The sequence below is a fragment of the Halobacillus campisalis genome, from assembly GCF_030345335.1.
GTDB classification, from domain to species: domain Bacteria; phylum Bacillota; class Bacilli; order Bacillales; family Halobacillaceae; genus Halobacillus_A; species Halobacillus_A campisalis.
The window spans coordinates 41,158-63,121 of record NZ_JAPVRC010000001.1 but is presented as its reverse complement, the minus strand read 5'-3'; the positions used below and the strand labels follow the sequence as shown (position 1 = coordinate 63,121).

Below are 21,964 nucleotides of genomic sequence, written 5' to 3'. Positions count from 1 at the left end.
TGAACTCCTTCCTTACATTAACTGATACGGTTGAAAATCTACCGTTATTTGTAATCCATTTTCTTCTTTCATTTCATCCTCATAATAATGAAGGATTCGTTGAATTAATTTCCGCTGTTCTGGCTCATCTTTATATTTTACCATGCATTGATAGCGATATCTATTATTGATCCGGGTCAGTGCGGAAGGGGTAGGCCCTAACACATCAGCCTCTTCGGATAACTTCTTTCTCATAAACTGGACGATCTTCTGAGTCACTTCCTGAACTTTAAGCTGATTAGGATGAGACACAGTAAATAGAGTCAAAAAGTAGTAAGGAGGATAATGGAATCCTTTTCTCAGTTTCATTTCTTCTTGGAAGAAGCTTTCATAATCATACTCGCTTGCTAACTGAATACTGTAATGTTCAGGTGTGTATGTTTGAACAACTACTTCTCCAGCTAATTTATGTCTTCCTGCTCTGCCGCTTACTTGTGTAATCAGCTGAAATGTTTTTTCTGAAGCCCGGAAATCGGGAAGATTCAACAATGCATCGGCTGCCAGGATACCGACGAGGGTTACGTTACCGAAATCGAGTCCCTTAGCAATCATCTGCGTACCTAAAAGGATGTCCGCTTTTTTATCTCCAAAATCATTTAAAAGGCGTTCATGTGCCCCTTTTTTCCTTGTTGTATCCACATCCATCCGGATTACGCGGGCCTCAGGGATCAACTCCTGCAGTACTTCCTCTACCTTTTGAGTACCCGTTCCAAAATACCTGATTGTCTTGCTTTCACATTCTGGACATTGATTTGGCATAGGCTCTTCATGTGAGCAGTAATGACATTTCAATCTCTCTTGTCTTCTATGATAAGTCAAAGCAATATCACAGTGCGGACACTCTTTTACATGGCCACAGTCACGACACATAACAAACGTTGCATAGCCCCTTCGATTAAGAAACAAAACTGCTTGTTCTCCACGGTCTATTCTATCTTTGAGTTTATCAAGAAGGACACGGGAAAACATCGAGCGGTTTCCTTGATGCAGTTCATCTCTCATATCTATTAATTCTGTACTAGGCATCGAAGCATTATTCATTCTCTTTGAAAGAGTGAGCATATGGTAATTGCCTTTGACTGCACGTGCGTAAGTTTCTAAAGCAGGAGTAGCACTTCCGAGTACGACAGGACAAGAATGGATCTTCCCTCTTTCTATAGCTACATCACGAGCGTGGTACCTCGTCCTGTCTTCCTGCTTATAACTGGATTCATGCTCTTCATCTATTATAATGATTCCAAGATTTTTGAAAGGAGCAAATATGGCTGATCGTGCGCCTACGACAACATGAACTTCTTCTCTTTGAATTTTACGCCATTCATCATATTTTTCTCCAGCCGACAACCCGCTGTGCAGTACAGCGACCTTTGAACCGAAGCGGCCTTTGAACCGCTCGACCATCTGCGGAGTTAAAGCAATTTCAGGAACGAGCATTATAGCTTCTTTATCTTCATCCAATACTTTCTGGATTGACTGCAGATAAATCTCCGTCTTTCCACTGCCTGTTACTCCGTGAAGAAGGAATACATCGTGTTTTCGATCGGCAAGACTATGTAGGATCGGATGTATTGCTTCTTGCTGTTCTTCAGTCAGCGGAAATGGAGCGGACCTCTCAAACTCACGATGTCCATAGGGATCGCGAAGAACCTCCTGTTTGTACTCTTTCAAAATCCCTTGCTCCACTAGCGGTTTCAGTGATGCTGCTGACGTGTTCGTTAAAGAGAGGAGATTCTTTTTAGGTAAAGGCTCCTGATGTTCTACAAAATATCCGACGATGACACGCTGCTTAGTCGCCTGTTTAGGCAAATCCTCTAATGATTCTTCAAGCTGCAAAGGGTCTAACAAAGGCTCAACGATTGTCGTCGTTTTTTTCGTCTCTCTGCTCTTCACTTCGTAATGAACATCGACTACGCCTTCATCCACGTATTTTCTCAACTGTTGATAAGTGATACCGGAATTCTCAAATTCTGAATAATCGATGACACCGCGTCCAGCGAATAACTGTTCAAGCTCTTCTGGAAAGTCTTCTTCATTCAGTTTCCACAGCTCTTTACGGTATTTAGCTTTTAACACTTGAGGCAGCATAACTTGTAGACAAGAAACATAATAGCTGAGCGTTTGATTGGATAACCATTTTCCAACTTGTAAAAGTTCAGGAGTAAGAGCTGGCGTAATGTCAAGAACATCCTCTATATTTCGCAGCTTATTAAATTCACTATGGTCGGTCATGGAGATGACATAACCTAAAATTTTCCTCGGTCCAAATGGAACAATCACTCTAACACCAGGCTGGACAACATGTAAATATTTAGATGGGATGCCATAATCAAAAAGTCTATTTGTGTTTTGAGAAGGTACATCCACTATTACTTTTGCAATATTCAAAACACGCCACCACTTACATTATGAGCCACATCTAATAGAATTTTTTCAGCTAATTCATCTTTAGTCATTAAAGGAAGCTCTACTCTTTTTCCTTCTTTAGTCAAATAAATGGAGGAATTCGTGTCATGAGCAAAACCTGTCCCTTCTTTTGCAACATTGTTCATGACGATTGCATCTAAATTTTTTCTGCGCAATTTATCTTCTCCATAATGTTCGAGGTCATTTGTTTCAGCGGCAAAGCCTATTAAATACTGCGAAGTTTTGCGATTTCCCAATTCCTGCAGTATGTCTCGCGTACGTTCCATTTCAACTGAATAATCCCCAGGAGACTTTTTCATTTTTTGATCGAATTGATATTTTGGTCGATAATCAGCCACTGCCGCAGACTTTATGATAATGTCGTTGTTTTCATAATTAGACAGGACAGCTTCGTACATGTCTTCTGCTGTAGTGACGTCAATTCTTTTGACATGTTGAGGCGTGTCCAATTGGACAGGTCCGGCAATTAAAGTCACGTCTGCCCCCATGAGAGAAGCCTGACGTGCCAGCGCAAACCCCATTTTTCCTGAAGATGGATTCGTGAAGTACCGAACAGGATCGATCTTTTCGTGGGTCGGTCCAGCAGTGATTAAAACTCTCTTTCCTTTTAAGACAGCTGATCTATTTGATTCCTTCTGTAAAAGCTCGACTATCGTTTCTGGATTCTCTAGTCTTCCTTTGCCTACATAACCACACGCCAAATAGCCTTCACCAGGCTCGATGAATTTGAATCCCCACTCGTCCAGCTGTTTAAGGTTCTTCATGACGGAAGGGTGGCTGTACATATGGACATTCATAGCTGGTGCAATATAAACAGGTGCTTCTGTCGCTAACAGGGTTGTTGAAAGCATATCATCCGCAATTCCATTAGCTAATTTTCCGATTGTATTGGCGCTTGCCGGCGCTATAAGAAACAAGTCAGCCCAATCGGCTACGTCAATGTGCTGGATTTGAGAGGGATTCTGCTCCTTAAATGTGTTGGTATAAATCGGTTGACGAGATAAAGCTTGAAATGTCGTAGGTGCTACAAAGTTTTGAGCATTTTCTGTCATAATCACTTTGACGACTGCTCCAGCCTGAACTAATTTACTAGTCAGGGCAGCCGCTTTGTACGCAGCTATCCCACCGGATACGCCGAGCACAATCTTTTTATTTGTAAGCATAGAATCCTATCCTTTCCCGACGATGATAAGGAAAAGCCGCGCCTTATGACTAAGTTAGCGCGGCTTTGATGATGGTATATTATACTTGTTTACGTAGTTTCAGTTCTGGATTGGATGACATCTGACTCTGAAAAAGTCAGCTTGCCACAATCGATTTCTTCTAAAGCCACCCCGACTTGCTGACTGGAAGTAGGTTTATCGATCATAGGGGCGCTCCCCTGTTTCAGCTCACGGGCGCGTCTTGCTGAAAGAGTTACTAAAGTATACTTTGATTTAATTTGCTGCTGCAGTGAATCAATTGATGGTTCTAACATCATGATTGATCAGCCTCCAATGCTTTTTTGTATTGATTAGAAACGCGTTCACGTTTACAATGTTCACTTGCTACGATCGCCTGTACCTTTTTAACGGCAGAATCAACTTGATCATTGACGACTACATAGTCATAAGCGTCCATCATTTCAATTTCTTCTTTTGCGGCCAATAATCTGTTTTTTACTTTTTCTTCTGTTTCTGTGCCGCGGCTGACAATCCGATCCTTTAATTCTTCAAGAGAAGGAGGGATTAGGAAAACAAATACACCTTGCGGAAAATTCTCACGTACTTTTAAAGCCCCTTGTACTTCAATCTCAAGAAAGACGTCTTTCCCTTGTTCTAGTGTATGTTCGACATATTCTTTTGGTGTGCCATAATAATTGCCGACATACTCAGCATGCTCAATCAATTGTCCCTGTTCGATTAAACGTTCAAATTCTTCCCTCGATTTAAAGAAGTAGTCTACACCATCCACTTCACCTTCTCTCGGATCTCTAGTAGTCATGGAAATGGAATACCTTAAGTCAGTGGATTGGTCAAACAAGGCTTTCCTAACAGTTCCTTTACCGACACCAGAGGGTCCGGATAAAATAAATAAAATACCTTTTTCCTTTATCACCAGTGGATCCTCCTAGTTATCATCTGAAATTTCATCATTGCTCAACACTCGCTGACCTACCGTTTCCGGCTGAACAGCAGATAGTACAACGTGGTCACTATCTGTTATGATAACGGCACGAGTTCTTCGTCCGTATGTAGCATCTACTAATTTATTATTGTCTCTCGCAACAGTAATAATACGTTTGATCGGTGCAGATTCTGGAGAGACGATGGATATGATCCGGTTAGCGGAAACCACATTACCGAACCCTATATTGATTAACTTTAAACTCAACTACACTTCCTCCTTCTAATACCCTTATCTTCCTTTATTATATGAAAAAACTAGAGCTAATCTCAATCGTTATTCGATATTTTGTATTTGCTCCTTCATTTTTTCTATCTCACTTTTTAATTTTACTACATTATTTGAGAGAAATGGATCATTTGACTTAGACCCGATCGTATTAATTTCACGATGAAACTCTTGTACGATGAAATCTAATGTTCTTCCAACAGCTCCATGACTTTCAATAGTAGACTGGAATTGCTTTAAGTGGGAGCGAAAACGTACGATCTCTTCCGTAATGTCACCCTTTTCAGCTAAAAGGGCAACTTCTTGAAGAAGCCTTTGATCATCATACTCAAATTGATCCTTCATAGTTTCCTGTATTCTTGAGATAATTTTTTCTTTATGTTCGTCGATTACCTGAATTCGCCTGGACTCTGCCTCATCAATAAGAACAGAAAGGCTTTCAAGACGTTTGCGTAAATCGCTGTCTAACTTCTCTCCCTCTGCTGAACGCATACATACAAGGGTTTCAAGAGCCTCTTCTAAGGCTGTAAGTACAGCTGATTCGATCTCGGGAGAAGGATCGTCACTCTCGACTACCGAAAAAATATCCTCTAACTTAGTAACCATATCAATAGAGATATCTCCCGTCAACTCATGCTTAGTCTTAAGTGAGTGAAGGGCATCTATGTATTGGCCGAGTAAATCATCTTCGACCCGAAGCTTCTTGTTTAAAGCGTTGTTTCCTTCAAGATTTATGAACAGATCAATATGCCCGCGGTGAATGTATTCGGCAACTTTCTTTTTCATTATATCTTCCATATACAAAAACGATCGAGGTACCTTTGGAGAGAAATCAAGAAATCGGTGATTGACACTCTTAATTTCGACCGTCACTTTAAGCTGTTCTCCTGCAATCGTCTTTCGACCATAACCCGTCATGCTTTTTATCATCGTTACCACGTCCATTTATATTTTTTAACCGGTCTTAAGTGTACCAAAAATGTTCACAACCGTGCGAATCATTGCTATACTGACAAGACTAGAGAGGTGAGAACCATGTCATTTGATGGTATTGTGACCCGGGCGATTACTCATGAACTCCATGAGCCTATCCAATCCGGGAGAATTATGAAAATTTATCAACCTACAGATACAGAATTAGTTTTTACAATTAGAAAAAACCGAACAAAGCATACGCTCGTATTATCAGCACACCCAACTTATGCGCGTTTTCATTTGACCGAAGATCAATATTCCAATCCGAAAGAGCCTCCGATGCTATGCATGCTTTTAAGAAAGCATCTCGTTGGAGGCTTCATCGAAAATATCGAGCAGGTGGAAATGGAGCGAATTGTAAAATTCCACATTCGGTCCAGAAACGAAATTGGTGATGAAACAGTTAAAACCTTAATTATAGAAGTAATGGGAAAACACTCCAATATCCTTCTCGTAGATGAGGAGGCCGGTCATATCTTAGACAGTATCAAGCACCTGCCTCCTTCTCAAAACCGTCACCGGACGGTAATGCCGGGACAGCCGTATATCCTGCCTCCTGAACAAGGCAAAACTAGTCCGATCGAACTTACTGGAGAAGCTCTTATCGCGAAATTGGATTTCAATTCCGGTAAACTTGACCAGCAGATACTGAAAAAAGTGATGGGCTTTTCCCCAATGATCACTAAAGAAATCGCTTATCGGGCAAGTTTAGGTTCAGCTGCTAATTATAAAGAAGAGTACGAGAACTTCAGACAAAGCATTTTACAGCATAATTATCAGCCAACCTTATTCCTTGGGGATCGCGAACAGTTTTATGTATTCAACCTACAGCATAAGAATGAGGAGACTAAAAACTTCTCCACTGTCAGTGAAATGCTGGACAGCTACTATTCGGGCAAAGCTGAGCGCGACCGCGTAAAACAGCAGGCTGGTGACTTATATCGATTCTTAAAAAACGAACGTGATAAGAACAAACGAAAAATTAAAAAGCATGAAACTACTTTAAAAAAATCCGATGCAGCAGATGATTATCAAAAAATGGGGGAGCTTCTCACTGCCCATATGCATCTAGTGAAGCTGGGAGATTCAAATGTAACTGTCGCAGACTATTACGACCCAGATCAATCTGAAATGACGATTGAATTGAACCCAAATAAAACACCCAGCGAGAATGCTCAAAACTATTTTCAGACGTATCAGAAGTTAAAAAAGTCCAAACAAGTCGTACTAATCGAAATTGAGAAGGCAAAAGACGAAATCGAATATTTCGAACGATTGATCCAGCAAGTTGAAACAGCACGTGAAGAAGACATTGAAGATATTCGCGATGAGCTAAGAGAGCAAGGATATATGAAGAAAAAACCGGCGTCTCGCAAGAAAAAGAACCAATCTTCTAAGCCATCGCCGGAATCATTCACTTCCACGGACGGCACTACTATTTATGTCGGCAGAAACAATAAACAAAACGAATACTTGACCAATCGCCTTGCAAGTAAAAAAGATATTTGGCTTCACGCAAAAGATATTCCCGGCTCCCACGTTGTCATAAAAAGTGAAAAACCGTCAGAAGATACTCTTTTTGAAGCGGCAAGACTTGCAGCTTATTATAGCAAATATAGTCAGTCCTCCTCTGTACCGGTCGATTATACACTCATTAAAAATGTAAAAAAACCTTCTGGTGCTAAACCGGGATACGTGACCTACGATCAGCAGCAAACCTTGTTCGTAACTCCCGACAAAGAGGAAATAAAGAAATTGAAAAGTTAAATGAGCAGAAAAAATCCACTATATTAAATAGTGGATTTTTTATCTGCTCAAAAAATATACGAAAAGAATAATTGCTGCAACATAAGAAAATATAGCCTGCGCCCAGTATCTTGGCTTTTCTTTTCTAAGGAACCATTTATTCCATAATATAAAGAAAGTCAAACACCCAGCTAAGCTTAGTAAGGGTTCAAATGACCATATCGGCTCCATAAATGTGAAAGCCATCCAAGTATATAGAAAAACCATACAAGTGATTAACCCTAAGCCTGCATTAATTAGAATGAAAAAAGAATGCTTTCTTGATTTCATTTCATCACCATAGCTTTCCGTATCTACTCTTATGGTACTAACCATTTACATGAAGCGCAATATAATGTGTTTTAATTTTTTGTGAAGATTTGAGGGTCAGCACTCCACTTTTGAAGTTTTCCATATTCTTCTTCATTTAATTGATCTTTTTCTTTCATGATATGGATCAATTCATTATAAGTCGCTAAGGAATGTGTTTTATACCTCTTAGCTTCAAATGCCTCTTCAGCTGCATGTAAATTATAATTAAAAATAGATAAAATACACACTACTTTTTTATTACTTTCTCTTAAGGCTTCACTGGATGCGATCGAAGACTTTCCTGTAGATATGAGATCTTCGATGACTACCACATGGCTGCCTTGACTTAAGTCGCCTTCCACCTGATTTCCTTTTCCGTGCTTTTTGGCTTCTCCCCTTACATATACTAAGGGCAGGTTCAGTCGATCTGCAACCCACGCTGCATGAGGGATTCCAGCCGTGGCGCAGCCAGCAATCATATCGACCTCTTCATCGAGCTGGTCGATGTATCTTACCATTTCGTCAATGATGTGTTTTCTTACATGAGGATAAGACATAGTCAGGCGATTATCGCAATATATCGGGGATTTCAATCCGGAAGTCCATGTGAATAAGTCGTTCGGCTGAATTTGCACGGCTCCAATCTCAAGCAAGTAATCTTCAATTTTGTTGTTTTCCATTACTGAAAGCCTCCTTGAATCGTTCGTATGTATCCCGTGGTTTGTTTGAATGCGTAATACTTCTTCCAACTACAATCGAGTCGCTTCCCTGAAATCCAGCATCAAAAGGAGTAGCTATCCTTTTTTGATCATGCCGTTCATCTTCTGCCTGCCTGATTCCCGGGGTCAAAGCTAAAAAGTCCCTGCCGCAAGCTTTTTTGATGGCTTCTACTTCTTTCACTGAACAAACGACTCCATCAGCCCCGCTGCGCTTGGAAAGCTTAGAATACTCAGCCACAACGTCATTCAGCGGACGATCGATCAGAAGTTCAGAGGTGAGAGTATTCTGGTCTGTAGACGTCAACTGAGTAACAGCCAATAATTTAGTATCACAGCCATTTTCCTGAGCTAATCCTTCTTTTGCCGCTTCGATCATACGGCTTCCTCCAGCGGCATGGACATTTACAACATCCACCCCAAGAGAGGATACACTTCTCATCGCTCGTTTGACCGTAGCTGGTATGTCGTGTAATTTCAAATCAAGAAACAGAGGATGGTTTCTTTTTTTCAGTTCGAGGATCATAGATGGCCCCTCTTTATAAAAAAGTTCCATACCTACCTTCACGGGTACTCCATCAAGCTTATGTTCATCTAAAAATGCTATAGCTTGCATTTTACTTTCGAAATCAAGCGCCACATAAATTTCTTCCAATTGGTTAATGATGAGCCCCTCCTACCGCTTCTTTTACCGAGTTAAACCCAAACTTTTGCAATGTCTCAGGCAGTTCATGAATCAATTCTTTACAAATGTTAGGATTTTTGAAGTTCGCACTGCCAATAGCTACCGCACTAGCCCCGGCAAGTAAATATTCAACAATATCGTCTGTGGTTTCAATGCCTCCCATGCCGATAATCGGCAGGTCAACCTCTTGATATACTTGATGAATCATCCTTATGGCCACAGGTTTTATAGCAGGTCCAGATAACCCTCCCGTTTGATTAGCTATAATTGGTTTTCGAGTGTGAGGATCAATTCTCATCCCTGTCAGCGTATTGATCATGGAAAGGCCGTCAGCCCCCGCTTTTTCGACCGCTTTAGCTAACCCTACGATATCAGTGACATTAGGTGACAACTTAATATAAACGGGAAGACTACTGACTTTTTTCACTTGCTTTGTGACTTCGTAAGCTAGTTCAGGATCCGTGCCGAATTGCACGCCGCCTTCCTTAACGTTCGGACAGGAAATATTAATTTCCAGAGCATGTACACCACTTTTTGACAACTTTTCAGCAACTAGTGAATATTCCTCCAGTGTACTTCCTGCTACATTAGCGATGATCGGGGTTTTGTAAGGATAAAGAAACGGGAGCTCATCCGCTATCACGCCGTCTACTCCAGGATTTTGCAGCCCGATTGCATTCAACATCCCGCTTGAAGTTTCTGCAACCCTCGGGGTCTGATTACCGAAGCGCCGCTCCCCAGTCGATGCTTTGATAATAATCGCTCCAAGCAAAGATAAATCATAAAACTGTGAAAATTCTTTCCCGAAGCCAAAACATCCTGACGCCGGCATAATCGGATTTTTCATGTGGATGCCTGGCAGTTTTACAGTAGTATCTATCATAAGATGACCTCCTCCGGGCGGAAAACCGGGCCATCGCTGCACACTTTAACGTATCCCTTTCCACATCCGCCAGGCGTTTCAAGTACACACGCAAAACAGGCTCCTATTCCACATCCCATTCTTTCCTCTATCGAAATATATCCTGGAATTCCGTCCAGCTTTTCTTTTACATTTTTCAACATGACGGTCGGTCCGCACGTAAAGTAAGTTTCAATCGTATCTAAGGCGGGGAGGGCATCGGTAACAAAACCTTGCGTACCGACGCTTCCATCATTTGTGGTAATATGAACCTCTCCTAAGGATTTAAACTCTTCTAAATAAAAGAGGTCATTTTCAGATCGAAAACCTAATACGCTCACCACTTCGATGCCTTTTGCAGTCAGTTCCTTGGCCAGATAATATAGCGGAGGGATGCCGATCCCCCCTCCAATAAGGAGGGCTTTCTTGGAGTTTATTTCATCCATAGGGAACCCTTTCCCACCCGGCCCTACTACATCTATCTTTTCGCCTGCACCTTTCTTGGTCAAAGCCTCTGTCCCCTCCCCCATCACCTTATAAAGTAAGGTGATGGTCCCTTTGATAGGACTTACATCTGCTATAGAGACGGGGCGGCGCAGGAAGTATTGTTCGCTGATTTGAAGATGTACAAATTGGCCTGGATTATCGACTAGTCCTGCGATTTCTCCTTGCAGCTCTAATAGATACGTTTGGTGAGCGATCTGCTGATGGGTTACAATCGTCATCCATTCTCTGAGCATTAAGATAACACCGCCTCTTTTTTATCAATCGTACGTGCTGTAAATGTCATAGCATCAATGACTTCTACAATTGTTTTTGCAGTATCGAGACTCGTTAAGCAGGCAATTCCACGTTCCACAGCTTCCCTTCTAATAAGAAATCCGTCTGAACGAGAGCGAAGACCTTTGTTAAGGGTGTTGACTACGAATTGTACGTCACCGTTTCTTATTAGATCAATAATATCTAGTTGATCTGAACCCAGTTTACCTACAGTTTCAACGGGTAAATCCGCTGCCTCAATCGTTTTCGCAGTTCCTTTCGTCGCGTAGAGATGGAAACCAAGCTGATGGAAGACCTTCGCAATCCCAAGCATCTCATCCTTATCTTTATCTGCTACGGTTAATAGTACAGAGCCTTCAGTTGGAATTTTCAAACCTGCAGCTGTCATTCCTTTAAACAGAGCTTTCTCTAAACTTTGATCATATCCGATAACTTCACCGGTAGACTTCATTTCTGGTCCAAGCGTCGTATCTACACTTCTAAGCTTCTCAAAAGAAAAGACGGGGACTTTCACATAGACGCCATCTGGCTTCTCTGCCATCCCTGAGGTATAACCCAATGATTGTAAGCTTTCCCCCATAATGACTTTTGTAGCGATCTGTGCCATCGTAACCCCAGTTATTTTGCTTAGGAAAGGAACGGTTCTGCTTGCCCGGGGATTGACTTCCAATACGTAGGCTGTATCATCCAATACGACGAACTGGATATTGATTAACCCTTTCATATTGAGCTCTCTCGCAATCTTCACGGTAGCATCTACACACTGCTGTTCGAGAGCCTTTGTTAGACGCTGGGTCGGATATACGGCCATCGAGTCTCCAGAGTGTACTCCAGCTCGCTCGATATGCTCCATAACACCTGGTATTACAACATCGTCTCCGTCCGTGATCGCGTCGACTTCAATTTCCATACCTGTCAAATACTTATCGATTAAAATAGGGTGACCGTTATGAACACGAACATTTTCTTTCATATAGGTTTTTAGTTCATCTTCAGAATAGACAATTTCCATTGCTCTGCCGCCGAGGACATAGGATGGTCTAACGACCACTGGATAGCCGATCTCTTTGGCAGCGTGAATAGCTTCACTTTCACTGATTACACTTTCGCCGCCTGGTTTCGCAATATCGAGTTTATTTAACAACTGCTCAAAAAGATCCCGGTCCTCCGTCTGGTTAATTGCATCCATAGTTGTGCCAAGGATCTCTACTCCACAGCGGCTTAGCCCCTCAACAAGATTAATTGCCGTTTGACCGCCGAATTGAACAATGACTCCTGCCGGTTTTTCTAAATTTACGACGTGCATTACATCTTCCAGGGTCAGCGGCTCGAAATATAGCTTGTCTGAGACACTGAAATCGGTAGATACCGTTTCCGGGTTATTGTTCATGATGATAGCTTCGTATCCTAATTCTTTTAACGCTAGTACAGAGTGGACGGTTGCATAGTCGAATTCCACACCCTGGCCGATGCGTATAGGACCAGAGCCAATGACTAACACTTTGTTGTTTTCCGAAACGACTGATTCATTCTCTTCCTCATAAGTGCTGTAGAAGTATGGAGTTTCTGACACGAATTCGCCCGCGCAAGTGTCGACCATTTTATAAACAGGTGTGATGTCATGTTTATTTCGGAATTCCATTACATCCATCTCAGGTACAGATAGTAGACGTGCCATCTGGGTATCAGAAAGCCCGCTTTCTTTCGCTTCTCTAATAACATCAATATCCCATTTTTTCTCCGTTACTCTTCGCTCCAGACTAATGATCCGTTGTAATTTGTTTAAGAAGAAGAAATCAATCTGCGTCGTGTGGTGAATATCTTCTAAAGAAACTTCTCTACGCAATGCTTCTGCTAAAATGTAAATCCGTTCATCATCTGCTTTTTTCATGCGGAGAAATAGTTCTTCGAGACTTAACTCAGCAACTGAGTCGACATATAAATCCTCTTTTTCACCTTCAAGTGAACGAATTCCTTTAAGCAGCGACTCCTCGATTGTACGTCCTATCGACATTACTTCGCCCGTCGCCTTCATCTGAGTACCCAGTTTACGATTTCCTTTGGCGAACTTATCGAATGGCCATCTCGGAATTTTTGCCACTACATAATCCAAAGCGGGCTCGAAACAAGCGTATGTGGTTCCAGTTATCGGATTTCTTATTTCATCAAGGGTCATACCTACCGCAATTTTCGCTGCCATTTTTGCAATCGGATAGCCTGTGGCTTTAGAGGCTAAAGCCGATGAACGGCTGACTCTCGGGTTTACTTCAATTACGTAGTATTGGAAGCTGTTCGGATCCAAAGCGAGCTGGACGTTACATCCCCCTTCGATCTCTAACGCTCTGATGATTTCCAAGGAAGCATTACGTAACATTTGATATTCTCGGTCACTCAACGTTTGGGACGGAGCAAAAACGATGGAATCTCCGGTATGAATCCCGACCGGATCGAAGTTCTCCATATTACATACAACGATAGCCTGATCATTAGAATCACGCATAACTTCATACTCTACTTCTTTAAAACCTGCAATGTTCTTTTCAATTAAGCATTGACTAACTGGTGAAAGGTAGATGCCGCTCCTTGCAATTTCACGAAGCTGCTCTTCGTCGTCACACATGCCGCCTCCTGCGCCTCCCATTGTATATGCTGGACGAACGATGACGGGATAACCGATTTTGTCAGCGAAATCCACCGCTTGATCAACTGAATTCACAATTTCACTATCTGGTACAGGCTGGCCCAACTGATGCATAAGGGAACGAAATTTTTCACGGTCTTCCGCTTTTTGAATGGCTTCGAGTGGAGTTCCCAGCAAGTCTACGCTGTAACGCTCAAGAATTCCTGAATCACTCAATTCAACCGCTAAGTTCAAGCCTGTCTGTCCGCCTAATGTTGGTAAAATAGCATCAGGACGTTCTTTACGGACGATTTTCATTAAAAATTCCAACGTGAGAGGCTCCATATACACTTTATCCGCGAATGTATGGTCTGTCATTATCGTAGCTGGATTTGAATTCGCCAGGATCACCTCATAACCTTCTTCTTTCAGTGCCTGACATGCCTGGGTGCCGGAATAATCAAATTCAGCAGCCTGCCCTATGACGATCGGACCTGATCCGATCACAAGTATTCTCTGGATATCTGTACGCTTAGACATAATTAGCCTCCTTGTTCTTTTGTTGAGATTGTTTTATACGAAGTAGAAAATCGTCAAACAAATACGATGTGTCGTCTGGTCCAGGTGAGCTTTCCGGATGGTATTGGACACTAAACACATTATGTGTACTATGCTCAAGACCTTCCACGGTATCGTCATTCAAAGAAACTTGAGTCAACCTGAGCTTGGTAGCTTGAACCGATTGAGTATCGACCGCATAGCCATGGTTTTGTGAAGTGATTTTCGTCCTGTTGGATTTTATATCTTTGACAGGTTGATTAGAGCCACGGTGTCCGAACTTCATCTTACTCGTATCGGCCCCAGCAGCCAACGCGATCAGCTGGTGACCTAAGCAAATTCCAAAGATAGGTACTTGTCCCATTAATAAACGAATCGTTTGAATGGATTCAGGGACGTCTTTCGGGTCTCCCGGCCCGTTAGACAGCATGACGCCATCAGGCTTCAATCGTAAAATTTCTTCAGCGGATGTATGATAAGGGACTACGGTTATATGACAATTGCGCTTCGTAAACTCTCTTAAAATTCCATGCTTCATTCCATAATCCACCAGGACTATACGATAACCACGTCCCGGAACGACATATGGCTTAACCGTTGATACCTGCCTTACTTGATCTGTAGGGAGTGGTGTATCCTTCATCATATTCAATATTTGACTTACAGAACGGTCTGCAGACGTAATCACTGCCTTCATCGTTCCGTGCTGTCGAATGATTTTTGTCAATTTCCTTGTATCGATTCCGCTGATACCAGGTATCCCTTTAGCCTTAAGGAACTCATCAAGCGTTTCTTCACTTCTGAAATTAGAAGGTTGTTCACAATGCTCTTTCACGACCACCCCTAAAATAGCCGGGTTCACAGTCTCAAAGTCATCACGATTTATGCCGTAATTCCCTACTAAAGGGTACGTAAAGGTCACAATCTGTCCGCAATAAGAAGGATCTGAAATAACTTCCTGATATCCGGTCATCCCAGTGTTGAAAACTACTTCTCCAAAGCTTTCCCGGTCACTGCCGAATCCTTTTCCGATAAATGTAGTGCCGTCTTCAAGTACGAGTTGTTTCATTTGTAGTTCCCTCCCAGACAATTTTTCCATTGACGATTGTAAGTACCGGCCATCCCTTTACTTCATGATTATGAAATGGTGTGTTCTTTCCTTTTGAAGCGAAATCATGACGGTTTATTTGTTTTTCATCGTCGATATTGACTAATGTGATATCTGCAGGCGCACCTGCTTCCAGCGATCCATAAGGTAATCGAAACAATTGGCTAGGTGCTGAGGTCAACCAATTAATCAGTTGTTCCAATGTAATAACATCCTTTTGAACCAACTGGGTGTACAGTAATGGAAATGCAGTTTCAAGTCCTGTAATTCCAAAAGGAGCTTTAACCAGACCTTCTGATTTTTCTTCCTCTGTATGGGGAGCATGGTCTGTAGCAATACAATCAATCGTTCCATCCAGCAGCCCCTCGATCAGCGCTAGCTGATCTTCTTTAGAACGAAGAGGTGGATTCATTTTGAAAAAGGCATCGTTTTCTGTAATATCATCTTCTGTTAATAGTAAGTGGTGGGGGGTTACTTCAGCAGTTACATGAATACCTGCTTTCTTTGCATCACGGATGACGCGTACAGACTCTTTTGTTGATACATGACAGACGTGGTAATGACAATCAGCAGCTTCTGCAAGTAGAACATCCCTCGCGATGTGGACTGATTCTGCAATGTTAGGAATACCAGGAACATTCAACCTTTTACTTACGTTCCCTTTGTGCACTACACCGTTATAGATAAGTGAATTATCTTCACAGTGAGCCACAATCGTTTGTCCTAAGCGGGCGGCTTCTACCATAGCCTCATACATGACACCAGCGGTCTGTACGCCTACTCCATCATCAGTGAAAGCTACGGCACCCGCGCGATTCAATGTATCAAAATCCACTAATTCTTTCCCAAGCTGACGAGTTGTAATGGAAGCATAAGGAAGGACGCGGACAACTGCATCGTTTTTAATCTTATCGTTTAATTGTTCCATCGTTTCTTGACAATCAGGAACTGGACGGGTATTAGGCATCGCACATACTGTAGTAAAACCTCCGCGGGCTGCTGCTTCCGTTCCTGTAGCGATCGTTTCTTTACTTTCTCCACCAGGCTCTCTTAAATGGATGTGAAGGTCGACAAAACCTGGAGAGAGCAGCTGCCCTTCTGCATCTATTGTCCTGTCGGCTTCTCCCGCTACTTTTTTAGAACATTCTTGAATGACCCCATTTTCAATGAAAAGCTCACAATCTATAAGCTCACCTTCGACTACTCGTTTAGCATTTCTTATTTTTATGGACATTTATAAATCCCCCTCTAACAATTTTTGGATAATCGCCATTCTTACGGCAACTCCGTTTGACATTTGGTCAAAAATTCTTGAGCGCTCACATTCTACTAGAACATCATCAATTTCAATACCTCGATTGACAGGCGCTGGGTGGAGAATGATACTGCCTCGTTTCATCCTCGCTTCACGCTCCACAGTCAGACCGTATAGACTCAAGTAGTCCTTATTGGATACATGCTGTTCTTCATGTCTTTCGCATTGCACTCTAAGCAGCATGAGGACATCACTCACCTCTACCGCTTCATCCATTGATATGTACTCACTAGATAAAGACTCATCCTGCCACTCTACAGGAGCTGCGAACGATACTTTTGCACCAAGCTTCTTCAACGCATGTGCATTAGATCGAGCAACTCTGCTGTGTTTAATATCACCGGCAATTGTGACATGAAGATCTTTAAATGAAGAGAATTCTTGTGAAATCGTGTAAAGGTCGAGTAAGCTTTGCGTTGGGTGCTCTCCTGTCCCATCACCTGCATTTATGATAGATAAGTTCAACCCTTCAGAAAGATCTTGAAGAACTCCCTGCTCAGGCTGACGAAGAACCACTAATTGAACTCCAATGGACTCGAGCGCTTTTAATGTATCTTTTAAACTTTCACCTTTCGTCAGGCTGGAGTCTGAACCATTGACATCCACTACATCGATGCCGAGTCTCCTCTCAGCAATATAAAAGCTGTTTTTCGTCCGTGTGCTTGCTTCAAGGAAAATGTTAGCTGCAAACGTTCCTTTTGCTGCCCAGTCCACAGTTCCATCTTTAATTTCATTAGCTCTTGTGAATATGCTGTTTAAATGTGAGTGTGTCACTTCGTTCATAGATAGTAAATGCTGCATGGGTTCATCTCCTTTTTATCGATAGCTATAAAAAAAGCACCCCCGGAGTGACCGGGGGTGCTTCATTCGTTTCATAACGAATTAGCTAAGCCCTAGCCACACCTTTCAAAGCCTCACAGGACTTTGTTAAAACGTGTGCTGGTTTTAGTTATGCTGCTCCATTCGATTGATTGTCTTCTACTTCAGGCTCTTCAAACATGCTTCCATTACCCTGGCTTTTCTCTTTTCCAGGAAGAAGCAGGTTCAGAAGGACACCTAATATAGCTGCAAGAGCCATCCCCTGTACTTGAACATCGTCTGTCAATTGAACAAAAGCTCCGCCTACTCCGATGACAAGAATGACAGAAGAGATAATTAAGTTGCGCTTCTCCCCGAAGTCTACTTGATTATCGATCAGCATTCGTAAACCACTGGATGCGATGGTTCCGAATAATAATATGGACACCCCTCCCATAACTGCGGAAGGAATTGATCCAATCACTGCTGTACTCATACCTACGAATCCGAAGAAAATAGCAATGACGGCTGCTCCTCCAATTACGAACACGCTATAGACTCTCGTTATGGCAAGTACTCCGATATTCTCTCCATAGGTCGTATTTGGAGGCCCTCCGAGAAATGAGGCGATAACCGTAGCTACGCCATCACCGAGGATTGAACGGTTCAACCCTGGATTTTTCAAAAAGTTGCGTCCCACTACTTTTGAAAGAACCATCTGATCACCGATATGCTCTGTAATGGTCACTAGGGCGAACGGAACCATAAGGAAAACAATTTGCCAGCTAAAAACAGATAGTGGTGAAAAATCCCTGAATGGAATTAGAAATTCGGGCATTTGGAAAATGGCTTGAAATGTTGCTCCTAAAGAACTGGCAGACATGATACTTGACCATTCTGCTGTTATTTCACTTGTGTCTACAATTCCCTGGCTTAGTGCAAAGCCATACCCCCCTAGAATTCCGATCAAAATGGGAAGCAGTCCTAAAAATCCCCTTAAGAATATCGTGGCCAGAATGGTAATCCCTAACGTCACGAGAGCGACTGTGAAGTGAGTAGCACTGTACACCTGCTCATCGCCTGGTAAATACATGGCCATATCAATTGCAGTAGAAGCTAACCCTAAACCGATAACAATAATCACTGGCCCAACGACGACAGGAGGGAGTAATTTCATAATCCATTTCATGCCGAAGATAGTGATCAGCAGGGCGGTTGCCCCGTATACCAGCCCAGCAAGAAAACTCCCTATCATAGCACCGGCGACACCGTGAGTTTCAGAAACTTGCATGATCGGATAGATAAAAGCGAAACTGGATCCTAAATAAGCAGGGATTCTTCCTCTCGTAATAAGCAAGTAAGCAAGTGTTCCGAACCCACTTGAAACTAATGCGACTGCTGGCGGTAAACCGGTTAAGAATGGTACGAGGATGGTTGCTCCAAACATTGCAAATAAGTGTTGAAAGCTTAAAGCAAGCCATTTTGGTGCTTTTGGTATTTCTCTAATGCCTACTTCTGCTTCTGTTGATTTCATAATAAGTTCCTCCTTTTCGCATAAAAAAAACCTCTTTGCTTAAAGGTTCGCAAAGAGGTACACGTATCACCTGGATACGAGATTACTTTCGACCTTTTAAGCCTCACCGGACTTTATTAAAGGGTTCGTATGTTCAATTTTCAAAAATGACGACTTCATCTAATTTGTCCGTCTCGGATAGGCCGACAGTCACGACTTCATTTTGGGAAGTCGGAATATTTTTACCGACGTAATCTGCGGTTATCGGTAGTTCTCTGTGACCTCGATCCACAAGGACAGCTAATTGAATTTGTGAAGGACGGCCAAGATCCATAAGGGCGTCCATTGCGGCACGCACCGTCCGGCCTGTGTATAATACATCATCCACTAGTATGACTTTTTTATGGGTGATATCCACTGAAATATTCGTTTCCTTAACATCTGGCTCTTCATCATAACTTTTATTCTTCAAGTCATCACGATATAGCGTTATGTCAAGTTCACCGCCAGAGATCTCCTGGCCTTCAATGCTTTCGATTTTATCTTTGAGACGATCTGCAATCGGTACCCCTCTTGTCTTAATTCCTACAAGCACAAGATCCTCGACTCCCTTATTCTTTTCAATGATTTCGTGGGAGATTCTAGTAAGAGCTCTGCGTATCGCTGCATCGTCTAAAACTGTTGCTTTTCTTTCCATTAATAAACCTCCAAACGAAAAGCCCTTTTCCGCATAAAGGCAGAAAAGGGCTTAATGTACACAGACTCTCGTTGTGTAAACCGACTACCTTTTCAGCCTCACGGGACTGGGTTAAAGGACTATTTAATTCTGTTAACGATTATCACAGACTTCCATGCTTTTGTCAACTTTTACTTCGAAGATATTCCAGGGTTTCTGTAAACTCCTCAGGAGGATCCACTTCGAACTTGAGCCATTCTCCTGATCTTGGGTGTTCAAAGCCGATAGACTTCGCGTGAAGCGCCTGCCCGTCAAGTTCCAGCGTCTTACGAGGACCATATTTAGGGTCCCCGGCCAGTGGATGATGGATATATCTCATATGCACACGAATTTGATGCGTACGGCCCGTCTCCAGCTTACATTCAACAAAAGAAAAATCCTCAAATTGCTCTAATACTTGAAAATGAGTGACAGCATCGCGGCCTGAGTCTACTACAGCCATCCGCTGACGATCTTTAGGATCCCTTCCTATAGGAGCTTCGATCGTACCATATTCGTGTGGTATTGTACCGTGTACGATAGCTAGATACTTACGCTCTACAGTTTTATCCATAAGTTGCTTTACAAGTGATTCATGAGCCTTATCATTTTTCGCCACCATCAGTAATCCGCTCGTATCTTTATCAATCCGATGAACGATCCCCGGACGTTCAACTCCATTAATTCCTGACAAATCATTACAATGATAGAGCAGGGCATTCACTAAAGTTCCATCTTCATGACCGGCAGCTGGATGAACAACCATCCCGGAAGGTTTATTTACAACGATTACATCAGAATCCTCATAAACAATTTCCAGAGCAATATTTTCAGGTTCAAGTTCCAGCGGTTTAGTTTCTGGTATGGTCCAGTTGATTTCATCACCAGCTTGGACTTTATAATTGCTTTTTACAGCTTTACCATTGACGAGCACGTAATCTTCTTTTAACCATCCCTGAATTTGAGATCTGGAAGCGTCCTCAATCACATCTGATAAAAGTTTATCGATTCTTTTTGATTGGTCCGTTTCTTCTACTAAATAAGTTTCATTCACTGCGTTGTACTTCCTTTCTTTCTACGCTCATCTACAAAAGTAGCAATCATGACAAAAATAACTCCTACTACTAAGGCAGAATCCGCGATGTTGAAAATCGGATAATTGTAAGAACCGAGATAAAAATTAAAAAAATCGACGACTTCTTTACGAAAAAGACGATCTATGAAATTCCCGATCGCTCCAGCTAATATAAGAGCTAATGCGAAGCCTACAAAACGACTGCTTTTCGCATATTGTTTCATGTAATAAATGATGACTCCAATAACGATGACGGTCACAATATAGAAAAACCACATTTGGCCTGGAAGGATCCCCCACGCTGCTCCTGTATTGCGATGCGACGTTATGTAAAAGAAGTTTTCGATGACTGATATAGATTCCCGCAGCTCCATGCGCTCGACTACGAGCCACTTGGTGATTTGATCAATAATAATCAAGGCTGCTGCAAAGAGATAATATACAAACATAACTGATCCTCCACGTATCATTTTCCTCTGCTATTGTACCATATCTCGGAGAATGGCGCTTCCGTAAAAGTTTTAAGCTGTTATTTATACGAGAGATGGAAAAAGATACAACTTATGAAGGGTTTCACTTTAACTAACTGGCAGGATAGTTTAAGACTAGGTTTCGAGATAATCGGGTTCGTTGCCCTATTAAGAGTCAGGGGTTGTTGGGAAGCTACTCGCTTTCCTGTGGGAGCTTTGCTGTTCCGTCATCATGATGAGTGGAAGGTGGTTTTAGGAATGGACTCGCTTTCCGTGGGAGTGCGGTGAGCTTCCTCAGGCTGTGGCCTTCCGGGATCTCACCAATCACTCTCATCCCACAGGAGTCTCGCCCATTCCTAAAACCACCTAACTTATATTAAGAGACGGTACTAAGACATGAGAAGCAAAAACTCTCTTGTACCAACGTTTCCCAACCACCCTTCCATTATGAAACGACTGCCGTGATCTCATCTCACCCGCGCATTCGAGCCTCGACGCTTAGCGGGTTAACGAGACTTCCTTCACATCTGTACGATAAGTTAACATCGAATCACTCCGTTCTTCGTGTTTCCTTTATCTCCGGCAACTCAGTCCAGTCCATACGTCGCTGACCAAAGCGCTTCCGCTTTTACCACGGGAGTCTCGCAGCTTCCCAACAACCCCGTACGAAATGGAATAAACGAACCCCCTGGCATTGGTATAGAAAAGACTTTAAGTTCTCATCTAAGCCGAGTATACCGGTTATAGCGCTAACGAGCCTTATTAGCCAACATTGAAAGCA

At 42.4% G+C, this 21,964-nt stretch carries 19 protein-coding genes; 1 reads left to right on the top strand and 18 read right to left on the bottom strand.

What is annotated here, in order from left to right:
* Nucleotides 1–12: 12 nt before the first annotated feature.
* The 6 genes from priA to O2Q26_RS00250 all read right to left on the bottom strand — a co-directional run bounded on the left by priA (nt 13) and on the right by O2Q26_RS00250 (nt 5,787).
* Nucleotides 13–2,424: a primosomal protein N' gene (gene priA, locus O2Q26_RS00275; protein WP_289214067.1), complete on the bottom strand. Its 2,412-nt coding sequence runs from the start codon at nt 2,422–2,424 to the stop codon at nt 13–15.
* Nucleotides 2,421–3,626 carry a bifunctional phosphopantothenoylcysteine decarboxylase/phosphopantothenate--cysteine ligase CoaBC gene (coaBC, locus tag O2Q26_RS00270; protein ID WP_289214066.1) on the bottom strand — a complete coding sequence of 402 codons (1,206 nt, stop codon included), beginning with the start codon at nt 3,624–3,626 and terminating at the stop codon, nt 2,421–2,423. Before coaBC ends, priA begins: the two co-directional genes overlap by 4 nt.
* Before the next feature lie 89 nt (nt 3,627–3,715).
* Entirely contained in the window at nt 3,716–3,943 is a 228-nt protein-coding gene (gene rpoZ / locus O2Q26_RS00265; protein ID WP_253935123.1) for a DNA-directed RNA polymerase subunit omega, read from the bottom strand.
* Complete coding sequence (gmk, locus tag O2Q26_RS00260) at nt 3,940–4,560, bottom strand: guanylate kinase (RefSeq protein ID WP_289214065.1); 621 nt, start codon at nt 4,558–4,560, stop codon at nt 3,940–3,942. Before gmk ends, rpoZ begins: the two co-directional genes overlap by 4 nt.
* Before the next feature lie 12 nt (nt 4,561–4,572).
* Nucleotides 4,573–4,836 (bottom strand): extracellular matrix/biofilm regulator RemA, encoded by a 264-nt coding sequence (gene remA / locus O2Q26_RS00255; RefSeq protein ID WP_253935121.1) that lies wholly within the window; start codon nt 4,834–4,836, stop codon nt 4,573–4,575.
* A gap of 69 nt (nt 4,837–4,905) precedes the next feature.
* Entirely contained in the window at nt 4,906–5,787 is an 882-nt protein-coding gene (locus O2Q26_RS00250; protein ID WP_289214064.1) for a YicC/YloC family endoribonuclease, read from the bottom strand.
* Between the two features lie 105 nt (nt 5,788–5,892).
* On the opposite strand from O2Q26_RS00250, the gene O2Q26_RS00245 reads away from it, so the two are divergent.
* On the top strand, nt 5,893–7,599 hold the full coding sequence (locus tag O2Q26_RS00245; protein ID WP_289214063.1) for an Rqc2 family fibronectin-binding protein: 1,707 nt from the start codon (nt 5,893–5,895) through the stop codon (nt 7,597–7,599).
* Between the two features lie 380 nt (nt 7,600–7,979).
* Here O2Q26_RS00245 and pyrE read toward each other — a convergent pair whose 3' ends face one another.
* From pyrE to lspA, 12 genes are all read right to left on the bottom strand, one after another.
* Nucleotides 7,980–8,609 (bottom strand): orotate phosphoribosyltransferase, encoded by a 630-nt coding sequence (gene pyrE, locus O2Q26_RS00240; protein ID WP_289214062.1) that lies wholly within the window; start codon nt 8,607–8,609, stop codon nt 7,980–7,982.
* A complete protein-coding gene (gene pyrF / locus O2Q26_RS00235) occupies nt 8,590–9,300 on the bottom strand; it encodes an orotidine-5'-phosphate decarboxylase (protein WP_352232189.1) in 711 nt (236 codons plus the stop codon). Before pyrF ends, pyrE begins: the two co-directional genes overlap by 20 nt.
* Before the next feature lie 4 nt (nt 9,301–9,304).
* Nucleotides 9,305–10,213 (bottom strand): dihydroorotate dehydrogenase, encoded by a 909-nt coding sequence (locus O2Q26_RS00230; protein ID WP_289214061.1) that lies wholly within the window; start codon nt 10,211–10,213, stop codon nt 9,305–9,307.
* Nucleotides 10,210–10,971, bottom strand: a complete 762-nt coding sequence (locus tag O2Q26_RS00225; protein WP_289214060.1) for a dihydroorotate dehydrogenase electron transfer subunit — start codon at nt 10,969–10,971, stop codon at nt 10,210–10,212. The genes O2Q26_RS00230 and O2Q26_RS00225 overlap by 4 nt, the downstream gene beginning before the upstream one ends.
* Nucleotides 10,971–14,171: a carbamoyl-phosphate synthase large subunit gene (gene carB, locus O2Q26_RS00220; RefSeq protein WP_289214059.1), complete on the bottom strand. Its 3,201-nt coding sequence runs from the start codon at nt 14,169–14,171 to the stop codon at nt 10,971–10,973. The genes O2Q26_RS00225 and carB overlap by 1 nt, the downstream gene beginning before the upstream one ends.
* Nucleotides 14,164–15,258 (bottom strand): carbamoyl phosphate synthase small subunit, encoded by a 1,095-nt coding sequence (locus O2Q26_RS00215; RefSeq protein ID WP_289214058.1) that lies wholly within the window; start codon nt 15,256–15,258, stop codon nt 14,164–14,166. The genes carB and O2Q26_RS00215 overlap by 8 nt, the downstream gene beginning before the upstream one ends.
* Nucleotides 15,239–16,531 (bottom strand): dihydroorotase, encoded by a 1,293-nt coding sequence (gene pyrC / locus O2Q26_RS00210; protein ID WP_289214057.1) that lies wholly within the window; start codon nt 16,529–16,531, stop codon nt 15,239–15,241. Before pyrC ends, O2Q26_RS00215 begins: the two co-directional genes overlap by 20 nt.
* Nucleotides 16,532–17,413, bottom strand: coding sequence for an aspartate carbamoyltransferase catalytic subunit (locus O2Q26_RS00205; RefSeq protein ID WP_289214056.1), 882 nt, complete (start codon nt 17,411–17,413; stop codon nt 16,532–16,534).
* Between the two features lie 148 nt (nt 17,414–17,561).
* On the bottom strand, nt 17,562–18,944 hold the full coding sequence (locus O2Q26_RS00200; RefSeq protein WP_289214055.1) for a solute carrier family 23 protein: 1,383 nt from the start codon (nt 18,942–18,944) through the stop codon (nt 17,562–17,564).
* A gap of 133 nt (nt 18,945–19,077) precedes the next feature.
* Nucleotides 19,078–19,620, bottom strand: coding sequence for a bifunctional pyr operon transcriptional regulator/uracil phosphoribosyltransferase PyrR (gene pyrR, locus O2Q26_RS00195; RefSeq protein ID WP_289214054.1), 543 nt, complete (start codon nt 19,618–19,620; stop codon nt 19,078–19,080).
* Nucleotides 19,621–19,783: 163 nt separating this feature from the next.
* Nucleotides 19,784–20,692 (bottom strand): RluA family pseudouridine synthase, encoded by a 909-nt coding sequence (locus tag O2Q26_RS00190; RefSeq protein ID WP_289214053.1) that lies wholly within the window; start codon nt 20,690–20,692, stop codon nt 19,784–19,786.
* On the bottom strand, nt 20,689–21,162 hold the full coding sequence (gene lspA, locus O2Q26_RS00185) for a signal peptidase II (RefSeq protein WP_289214052.1): 474 nt from the start codon (nt 21,160–21,162) through the stop codon (nt 20,689–20,691). Before lspA ends, O2Q26_RS00190 begins: the two co-directional genes overlap by 4 nt.
* Between the last annotated feature and the right edge of the window lie 802 nt (nt 21,163–21,964).